The organism is Daejeonella sp. (assembly GCF_036405355.1).
Taxonomy (GTDB): domain Bacteria; phylum Bacteroidota; class Bacteroidia; order Sphingobacteriales; family Sphingobacteriaceae; genus Daejeonella.
This window is the reverse complement of record NZ_DASWXT010000138.1, coordinates 39,820-48,904: the sequence shown is the minus strand read 5'-3', so window position 1 is coordinate 48,904 and position 9,085 is coordinate 39,820. Positions and strand designations below refer to the sequence as shown.

The 9,085-nt window shown below is 40.3% G+C and carries 8 protein-coding genes; 4 read left to right on the top strand and 4 right to left on the bottom strand.

Annotation, left to right across the window (positions count from 1 at the left end; genetic code table 11):
* Positions 1–694: 694 nt before the first annotated feature.
* Both cnbZ and VGE44_RS17235 read left to right on the top strand, forming a co-directional pair.
* Positions 695–1,456: a 2-amino-5-chloromuconate deaminase CnbZ gene (gene cnbZ / locus VGE44_RS17240; RefSeq protein WP_331081482.1), complete on the top strand. Its 762-nt coding sequence runs from the start codon at positions 695–697 to the stop codon at positions 1,454–1,456.
* A gap of 145 nt (positions 1,457–1,601) precedes the next feature.
* Positions 1,602–2,423: a DUF1080 domain-containing protein gene (locus tag VGE44_RS17235; RefSeq protein ID WP_331081480.1), complete on the top strand. Its 822-nt coding sequence runs from the start codon at positions 1,602–1,604 to the stop codon at positions 2,421–2,423.
* 114 nt (positions 2,424–2,537) lie between these two features.
* Here the strand turns inward: VGE44_RS17235 and VGE44_RS17230 are convergent, their stop codons facing one another.
* Positions 2,538–4,169 (bottom strand): aminotransferase class V-fold PLP-dependent enzyme, encoded by a 1,632-nt coding sequence (locus tag VGE44_RS17230; RefSeq protein ID WP_331081478.1) that lies wholly within the window; start codon positions 4,167–4,169, stop codon positions 2,538–2,540.
* Between the two features lie 345 nt (positions 4,170–4,514).
* Here VGE44_RS17230 and VGE44_RS17225 point away from each other — a divergent pair, with 345 nt between their 5' ends.
* Both VGE44_RS17225 and VGE44_RS17220 read left to right on the top strand, forming a co-directional pair.
* On the top strand, positions 4,515–4,886 hold the full coding sequence (locus tag VGE44_RS17225; RefSeq protein WP_305364163.1) for a BlaI/MecI/CopY family transcriptional regulator: 372 nt from the start codon (positions 4,515–4,517) through the stop codon (positions 4,884–4,886).
* A gap of 1 nt (position 4,887) precedes the next feature.
* Positions 4,888–6,618: a TonB family protein gene (locus tag VGE44_RS17220; RefSeq protein ID WP_331081475.1), complete on the top strand. Its 1,731-nt coding sequence runs from the start codon at positions 4,888–4,890 to the stop codon at positions 6,616–6,618.
* A gap of 112 nt (positions 6,619–6,730) precedes the next feature.
* Here VGE44_RS17220 and VGE44_RS17215 read toward each other — a convergent pair whose 3' ends face one another.
* From VGE44_RS17215 to VGE44_RS17205, 3 genes are all read right to left on the bottom strand, one after another.
* Positions 6,731–7,336 carry an RDD family protein gene (locus tag VGE44_RS17215; protein WP_331081473.1) on the bottom strand — a complete coding sequence of 202 codons (606 nt, stop codon included), beginning with the start codon at positions 7,334–7,336 and terminating at the stop codon, positions 6,731–6,733.
* Between the two features lie 73 nt (positions 7,337–7,409).
* On the bottom strand, positions 7,410–8,348 hold the full coding sequence (locus VGE44_RS17210) for a LiaI-LiaF-like domain-containing protein (protein ID WP_331081471.1): 939 nt from the start codon (positions 8,346–8,348) through the stop codon (positions 7,410–7,412).
* A 6-nt stretch (positions 8,349–8,354) separates the two neighbouring features.
* On the bottom strand, positions 8,355–8,945 hold the full coding sequence (locus tag VGE44_RS17205) for a PspC domain-containing protein (RefSeq protein WP_331081469.1): 591 nt from the start codon (positions 8,943–8,945) through the stop codon (positions 8,355–8,357).
* Between the last annotated feature and the right edge of the window lie 140 nt (positions 8,946–9,085).

Sequence of the window (9,085 nt, the reverse complement as noted above, 5' to 3'; positions counted from 1 at the left end):
TTTAAGGATAAATTACGCGTTAATTACAAAGGAGGTTCTCGCTTTCGCGAGATCCGATAGCTATCGGATGACAACTCCTTGGGTGTCGAGAGGAGATTCCGGCTCAATGCCGGAATTGGACTCTTATCAATAGCTGCAATTTAAAAATTGAAAAGGCCTTTTTTAGGTACTAACTCCGATCCTGACGAAAGTCAGGATCTCCCCTACTATTAAATATTGAACTGTCATCGTGGCGGAGGCCACGACCTCATTTTCTTCTTAACTTAATGACATTGGACGAAAGTCAGGACCTGAACGATCACTTTCCGGGAACAATGAGTTATTTAATCGCCTAACTTAATGACATTGCCCTACCTGGTCATTAGAAAAAATCCTGACTTGATTGTAATCAAGCGGATTGAATTAAACTTAATTTTAACCCGAAACCACTGATGAGCAAATGAATTCCTAAGTTAAAAGGGATACTGAAATCAGCAGCAAAGTAATTTCCTCTGCCTGGTCATTCTGGTGTAGGGTGAAAACTAAAACAAGGAAATCATCACAATCAAAAAAAATCGTAGTTCAGACAATAGGTTGTTTTTGGTTGGTGTGTTCACACCAACCAAAGGGCAAATTAAATTGCAATCAGCATTTTCCCCTATTAAATTTCCAAGTATTTTTACAGTATTTTAGTAAAAAAAATACGTAAATAAATATGTCTGATACAAAAATTTTTGAACCTGGATCATATCGTTATCTTCGGGGTGTAAGGCAGTATTCTGCAGGTATAACGGCACTGGATGGTTATAGATTAGAACGTGTACGATTCAGCCGGCCGCTGCCACTAAAAGAGGGCTTCTTACGCATCCAACAACATCTCGACGCTTTAGGTCGTCCGCTCGCTGCATTTGGAGCCTGCGAATTACGTTCACCCGAGCCATTTACCGAACAAGGCTTTGTTGACTTTAATAACCTTTATATAGGTACTTTAAAAGAGTGGGGTATTTACGAAGAGGGGGGCGACAATCCCATAGCTCGCTCAAATGTCATTCCAGAGTTGAATAAACCATTGAGTCCGAGTATTCATGCATTTACTTACACAATGCCTGATGCTAATGCAAAACCTTCTTTTGTAATCGCTGGTAGTGCTGAAGCTCCAGAGGGTATGAGTGATTATCGTACTCACAGTATTAGTCTGGGTGACATATCCCAGGAGGGCTTAATGAAAAAGGGACGCTGGGTGCTTAATGAGATGGAACGTCGGATGGCTGGTCTTGGCTTTACCTGGGCAGATTCTACGGCAACCCAGTTGTATACTATCCATAACATTCACCACATAATGGTCAACGAAATTGTAAAGCGTGGCGCTGCATTAAGTGGTATTGACTGGCATTACAACCGGCCTCCAGTCCAGGATTTAGAGTTTGAAATGGACTGTCGCGGAGTTTATGCTGAAATCGTTATAGATACAAGGTAGTCCAATTTTCCTGTGGTCGGTGATATCACCGACCACTTAAATCCTTAGCACTACAACCCTAATTTCACTATCTTAGCTCTCAGGTGGTTGATGTTATATTGCCTATTGATCACCAACCCAAGGGTAACCACAGCTAATACAATTTATGAGAAAAATAGTTTTATTCCTCTTCCTCGCAATTATCACTAATTCAGGTTTTGCTCAAAAAGGCTGGACCAGTCTATTCAATGGCAAAGACCTCAAAGACTGGAAAGTGAAGATCAATGGCCACCCATTAAATGATAATTATGCCAATACCTTTCGTGCGGAAAACGGAGTAATGAAGGTCTCATACGATGGCTATTCTGATTGGAAAGACCGCTATGGACATATATTTTATAAAAAACCTTTTTCAGCCTATGTTTTGGTGGTTGAATACCGCTTCACGGGTGATCAGATCCCCGGCGGACCGGGCTGGGCATTCCGGAATAGCGGTGTGATGTTGCATAGTCAATCGCCTGAAAGTATGAGACTGAATCAGGATTTCCCGATTTCTCTGGAGACACAGTTCTTAGGCGGAAATGGAAAAGATGAACGAAGCACACTGAATTTATGTACTCCCGGAACAAATGTATTTCTTGACGGAAAGCTGTTTACCCCGCATTGTATTAACTCAACATCAAAGACCTATCATGGTGACCAGTGGGTAAGGGCAGAGATTGTTGTCCTGGGCGACTCACTGGTAAGTCATCGCCTGGAAGGCAAAGAGGTCTTCAAATATACCAAACCACAGATTGGTGGCGGAAGTGTCTCCAATTTCGACCCGGCGGTTAAAGTAGATGGAAAAGCTTTGAAAGAAGGTTACATCTCCCTCCAAAGCGAAAGTCACCCGGTTGAATTCAGAAACGTGAAATTATTCAATCTGGCAAAATACATGAATGATCCAGCAAAACTGGATACTAAGCTTCAAGCTATTTTGCAACGATAATTCTTAAAGCCAAAAGCACAGAAAGCTTAAAGGAAAAAGGAAATTCCAATTAATAATTAAACTCTGTATTAGTAGTTACAGTTAACAGGCAACTGATAACAGATAACGAATTCTTCAATTCCCCATCGGTCTTCCTTCAGGAAATACAATTGGTATTCTATCCGGATCTTTTGTGTTTTTCTTTCCTGTAAAATTTGCCGTCAGGAATTCTCCCATATCAATTTTACCTGAAATAGTATCCCCGCTGATCGTGCCGGCAAAAGTATAGCTAACTGCCGGCCTGCGTCCGGGACTCAGGAATTTCACCTCATTCCCTTCGATACTTCCGGAAATTTCGCGTACCGAAAAATCGGTTTTATGAATCCCTTTAAGCCAGTTTCCATCCTGTTCAAGGTAAAGTATATGATCACTTTTGCTGCTGAAATAATCTATTTCCAGATCCCAGCGACCGCCTATTTTTGAACCTGGCGCCTTCATCGCTGTTTCAGCTTTCGGACTTCTCTTCTTAGAAAGTAATTCAAAGATTTTATCTCCAACAATCTTATCCTGACCCGGCTGCATTTGCGATGCATTAATTGAAATAGAGGCCATTCCAGGATCTGTACTTCTTCCTCCACCGACAGTAATTCTGGGTTTAGAACTGATCAGCTCCTGAATCAGCTCGGCACTGCTCAAATGAAGTTTCTCAGGATCCCATGAAATGCTTAATGAAGCACTGCGGTTATTAATTCCTTCGGGCTCACGAATTGTAGTTTTTATGCTCTCGATTCCTGAAACTCTTTTAGCAATAGCATTCACCCAGGTCATCCAGTTCTTCTCACGTGCAGCATGGTCCATTTTAACCCAGGTTTCTACTGCCGCAAGCATACCAAGGGTCTCTTCACGGCCAACTTTGTTATCGCGGCCAGGACCATGATGTGGTGAGCTGGCCTGCCAGGCCGACATCAAAATATTTTTAGGGCCAAGCAGCAGTCCGGCACATTGCGGACCGCAAATTGCTTTTCCTCCACTGTAGGCAACCATCGTTGCCCCGTTTTTCAGATGAACATTCGGAATAGTCAGAATTTCGGCAGCGGCATCTGCAAGAATCGGAATATTTAAAGGTTTAGCAATTGCGGCAATAACTTCCAGACTCATCGGTCCGGGAACCAAATTCCCACCACTAAGTTTGATCATTGCAGTCTTAGGCCCTAATGCATCTTTTAGTTCTTCAATAGTTTCAACCCGTATGATCTTTACCCCAATATTCTGAATAGCAAAATCATAAGCACTGAATGATCCAGCAGGTATAATCACTTCTGTTTTATCCAATCCGCTCAGATCAGGAATACGGTGTAATTTCTCAGGATTCCCTCCTGCAACACATGCAGCGGTTGCCATTTTAAGTGCTGCTGCGCAACCAGCCGTCACCATTCCCCACTGTGCGCCAGTCAACTCAGCAAGCCTCTTCCCTACCGCATCAGCCAGTTCATCCATCTGAACAAAATGTCTCGATGCTGAATCCATTGCCGCTCTAACCTCAGGCAGTTCGATTGAGCCACCGATAATAGTAAAGGTACCCCGGCAGTTAATAACCGGCTCAACTCCAATCGACTGGAATATTTGCGGGCCGGGAGTTAGCGGACCATCGGGAAGCAGAGGTGCGATGAACTCATTGACAGCTCCCATAGCTGTTTCAGGTGATCCGACTATAGCTCCTGCAAGGGGCAGAAAAGTAAGTCCTTTAATTAATTCTCTTCTTTTCATAAATGACATGTTTATACAGGTTTGCCTGATAGCAATTTCATGTAATTTTCAGAGAATAACAAAAAAAAGCTAAAAGGTAAAAGCAGAACGCTTAAAGCAATTCAATCTCAATAATGGATCTCCACAATCCGGTGATAAATTGACGGGAAACTCCAATCAAAGAAGCATTTAATATCTTCTCTATAAGCCGCTGAATGAATTTATATGACTGATCTACATGAACTTATAATTATTTTATAAATTAAAACTAACAAATTAGTTGCATAACTAAATATTTAGTTATAGCTTTATATTACAGATTCGAATCAGGTGTAATTAATTATATCAGACAATAAATAAAATTATATGGAGATAAAGGAATTAACAAAAGCAGAAGAGCAGATCATGCAGGTTTTGTGGGATCTGAAAAAAGGATTCGTAAAAGACGTGGTTGACCAGCTTCCTGAACCGAAGCCAGCTTACAATACTGTATCAACGATCATCCGCATTCTGGAAACTAAGGGTTTCATTGATCATGAAGCCTTCGGGAAAAGCCACAGGTACTTCCCCATCATCGGTATTGAGGAATATAAAAGCTTTGCAACCGAAAAACTACTTAGCGGATATTTCGACAATTCGGTAGAGAATATGTTTTCCTTCTTCGTAAAGGAGAAAAAACTCGACCTGAAGGAAGCAGATGAGATCATGAAACTGATTGAAAAACTAAAAAACAAGTAAAATGAACATCCTGAATTATCTTTTACAGACAAACCTGTATCTGATCCTGTTCATGGGATTCTATACATTGGTTCTGAAGAATGAGACTTTCTTCAGACAGAACCGTATTTATCTGAATACGAGTACACTCCTTTCATTTATCATTCCATTCATCAATTCCAACTGGTTTCAGGAGCTTTTTATTACGCAGAAACTCAGGGAAACTATCGTTCCAACCCAGATAATCTACGAAACTGTGGTAGTAGGAGCTGATGAGGGAACAAGTAATTGGGCAATCGGAGATATAATTTTATGGGTTTATTCTGGTGTGATGGCAATATTATTGTTTCGTTTCCTAATCAGAATGATACTCTTGAATTCCAAACTCAAACCCAAAAAGGGAGCTGCTTATTCCTTCTTCAACACGATGGTTGTAGACAGAGAATTGCCTGAATCGGGAATCATCATCGATCATGAAAAAGTTCATATGAGGGAGTGGCATTCAGCCGATGTTCTGTTCATTGAACTTGCCTCGATTATCAACTGGTTCAACCCGGTGGTTTATCTGTACAAAAAGGAGATCAGGCATATTCATGAATTCATCGCTGATGAGGAAGCTGCATCAGCGATGCCCAGCAAATCAGATTATGCCCTATTGCTGTTCAGTAACACCCTGGGAGTTCAGCCCGATCAATTAAGTAATAATTTCTTTAATAACTCACTTTTAAAACGACGTATAATCATGCTAAATAAAAATAAATCACGCAGAACCGGTCTTTGGAAATATGGTTTTTCTGCCCCCCTCTTTGCTTTAATGCTAATCTTCTCTGCTGCCAGTGTTGCTACTGAAAAAACTCACCTGATTGCAGGAGCCGAAAAATTGATCAGCCCTTTAAAAGCAGAAGTATATCCCACATTAAGATCTTCTTCAATAGTTTCTGAAAAAAAATCAGATGAAAAAATCCTGAAAAAACCTCCAACAATTCGATCAGAGGCCTCTTCAAGCATTGAGAACACACAAATTTTCAGCGCCTTATGGAATCATATTCAGAAAAACATTAAATACCCCGCTTCTGCCAGGCAGAATAAAGTAACAGGTTATGAGATCGTATACTTTAATGTTCAGAATGGAAAGATGTCCAATGTAAGAATAGCTAAAGGCTTACAAAGCGATATAGACAAAGAGGTTCTGAGAACTTTTAATTTATTCAAAGAATCCATTCAGGCTGAAGATGGAAACTATTCTATGGCTCTGGCTTTTCAGTTAACAGGTATTGAGTCTAATCTGGGTGTATTACCTGCTACTGGCAAAAATTACTTTTTAGGATCCATTTCTGTTTCGGCAATCGGAGGGCCACAAAAAGCTGGAACAACTGCCAGCAATTCTTCTTCATCTGACGTTCTCATTGTAAATGATTTTGCAAATGTTGAAGTTCTACCTGAGTTTCCCGGAGGTATGAAAGGCTGGGGAGATTACCTTCAATCAGCTCTTAAATATCCGGATGAAGCAAAAAAACACAAGATAACCGGAAGAGTAATAATAAGTTTCATAGTACTAAAAAACGGCAGTATAACAGATATCAAAGTTTTAAGGGGCATCGGTGGCGGAGCTGATGAAGAAGCAGTAAGAGTAGTTAAAGAAAGTCCCAAATGGAAACCAGGTTTAATAAGGGGAGAGCCAGTAAATGTTGCCTATACCATGCCAATATTTTTTCAACTTGCTCCGAAAGCATCTGAGGAAAAGACAAACTAATAGGACCTGAAGGTTATCTTTTATTGGGAATAGGAAATAGTGAATGGGGAATAGAGATTAATACTATTTCCCATTCCCTGTTTTCTATTTCCTATTTCCTATTCCCTCCCCCTCAAATCAACCTATCCTTAATCACCAGCGTCCCTGCTATCTTATCATGCAGGCATTGCTGTTTCTTGTCGAAAAAACCCATCATATAACCAAACCCGACAGTTGCAGTACTGATAATTTTGGATAAATTTCTGACCAGCGAACGACCGAAAGCAATTGGTGCTCCCTTCTCGTCGGATACTTTAAGTCCCATTAATATTTTACCCCAGGTTCCTTGTCTGGCCGAGGCCTCCATTATGGTACTATAAATAATTTTAGAAATCGGGATGATTGCCAGTCCGGCAAGAGAAACGATGATACGCAATTGCTTCTCATCAATAAAAAGCACTACAATTGTAGCGATAACACAGTAAATGGCAAAAATTATAAAGTAGTCAATGATTACTGCTAAAAGGCGTACATCCAGGGAGGCAAAATACTGGGGTTCCCGAATATGAGTTTTGATACCCAGAAATTCACATAATTCAGGAACATCATGTGCTTCTTTATAGTCATCCATATCCTCTGTTTTCACAAAGGTTCCGGGTTTAATCTTCAGCCCTTTTAACTGCTCAGGTGAATGAGGCCCGGTAGGTTTCCCTTCAACAACAACAAAATAATCCTTCATTTTTTATATGGAAAAGAGCTGTCATCCTGAATAGATTTCAGGATGACAGCCACTATGTTTCCATCAAATATATTTAATACTTTTTAACTTCAAATGAAGATAGTCCGCCTTTCAAACTGATATTAATCTTATTTGGCGCAGTACCATAATTACTGGTTTCATAAGTTCCGTCTGCTTGCTTAATGAAACCAATAAAATCTTTGGAAGATAAACCACTGTCTACATCAATCCGGCAACCTGAACTATCAGGGACTTCTATCTCAACATTTGCCACCCCGGTTTCAACTTCAACCTCAGTCAATGGCAATCCAGAACCAAGCTTTGCCTCAAAGGAAGCAGCCCCTCCTTCAAATACCAGTTTTTTAACCTTGTAATTACTCAGATCAAAAATTGCCTCACCGGCTCCCATCTCAATTTTAATATCCCAAACAGGTGTATTGTTCAATTGAATGAGAGTCTTGTTGTTCTCCATTTTATCCAGATTCCAGCTTTGCTTTCCGTCGCGCATCCTGAAGTTCAGGACTTCAACAGAATCAATCACAGTCTTATTAAGAGTAAATTTTCCAAATCGTTTCTTTAAACTCGCTTCAAACAAATTAGATGTAGTATCAGTAAGTCTGAAACTGGTAGCACCACCCTGAATATTCAGACGGGCATTTTTAGAACCGTCATAAGTTTCGGTAAAGGTAGTGTTGGCACCATTAGACCCGTAATCCTCATCCTGATCATTCTCATGTTGAAAATTCAACCAACCCCTTCCTCTATCAGGCCTTGTTCCCTGATAGGCAATCAACCCAAGAGTAAGAATCGTAATTGCACCAATCATATAAGGAGCTGCAGATTTATTTCCAAACCTGCTAAGGAGCATATTGGCACCAATCAGGATAAATATTACCGGCCAGAATCTCCATACTGAACTCCAGTAAAACTCAATCAGGTTAAAGTTCTCAAGAAGAAAAATACTTCCTGTAAAGATGAGGATCAAACCCCATACTATTTTTTCGGTTTTCATGATAGCTTAGTTTTGCTTTGGGTCAGTATTTGTATTTAGATCTTCTGAAGACTCAGCAGATTCAGTTGATTCGGTAGTGCTAACAGCCTGCTCTGTATTTGGGGCTGTGCTTTGGGTAAAGTCTTCTGTCTGAGCCCAGTCATCTTTCCAGGGTTCCTTTTTCTTTGCACTTGCAAGGGTATAAAGCCCCATTGCAATTAATATCAGCGGCCAAAGGTTATGAAACTCCACCCAGTGAGGAATCAGGTCAAATTCATTCAGGAGGAAAAATGATCCGAAAAATATAAAGATTGAACCTGCAATCAGACGTCCGTTACCGTTTCCTTTTTTCTTTTGTGGAAAAGCAGGATTTGAAAGATTCACCGGCTCAGACACTTTATAGTCAACATTAAACTGACTATAATCAGGCAGGTAAGGTCTTTTGGGAACGGCTATCCAAAGTACAATATAGGCCAGAATACCTGAAGCTCCAGCCATTACAGCTACTACAAAAGCGATCCTGATCCAGGTTACATCAACATCGAAGTATTCTGCGAGACCGGTACATACACCTGCAATCATTTTTTCCTGCTCGATGCGTTGAAGTTTCTTTTCCATTTCTTTAATTTTATAAGTTCAGCTTTTAATGTCAATTATTCTTTTTCTTTAATTGATAGATCAAAACTAAGCCTTGATTCCCGGGTTCTAAATACCAAATAGGTAGGTTATCCTAAGTTCTCGGTAAAGCGCATTAAATT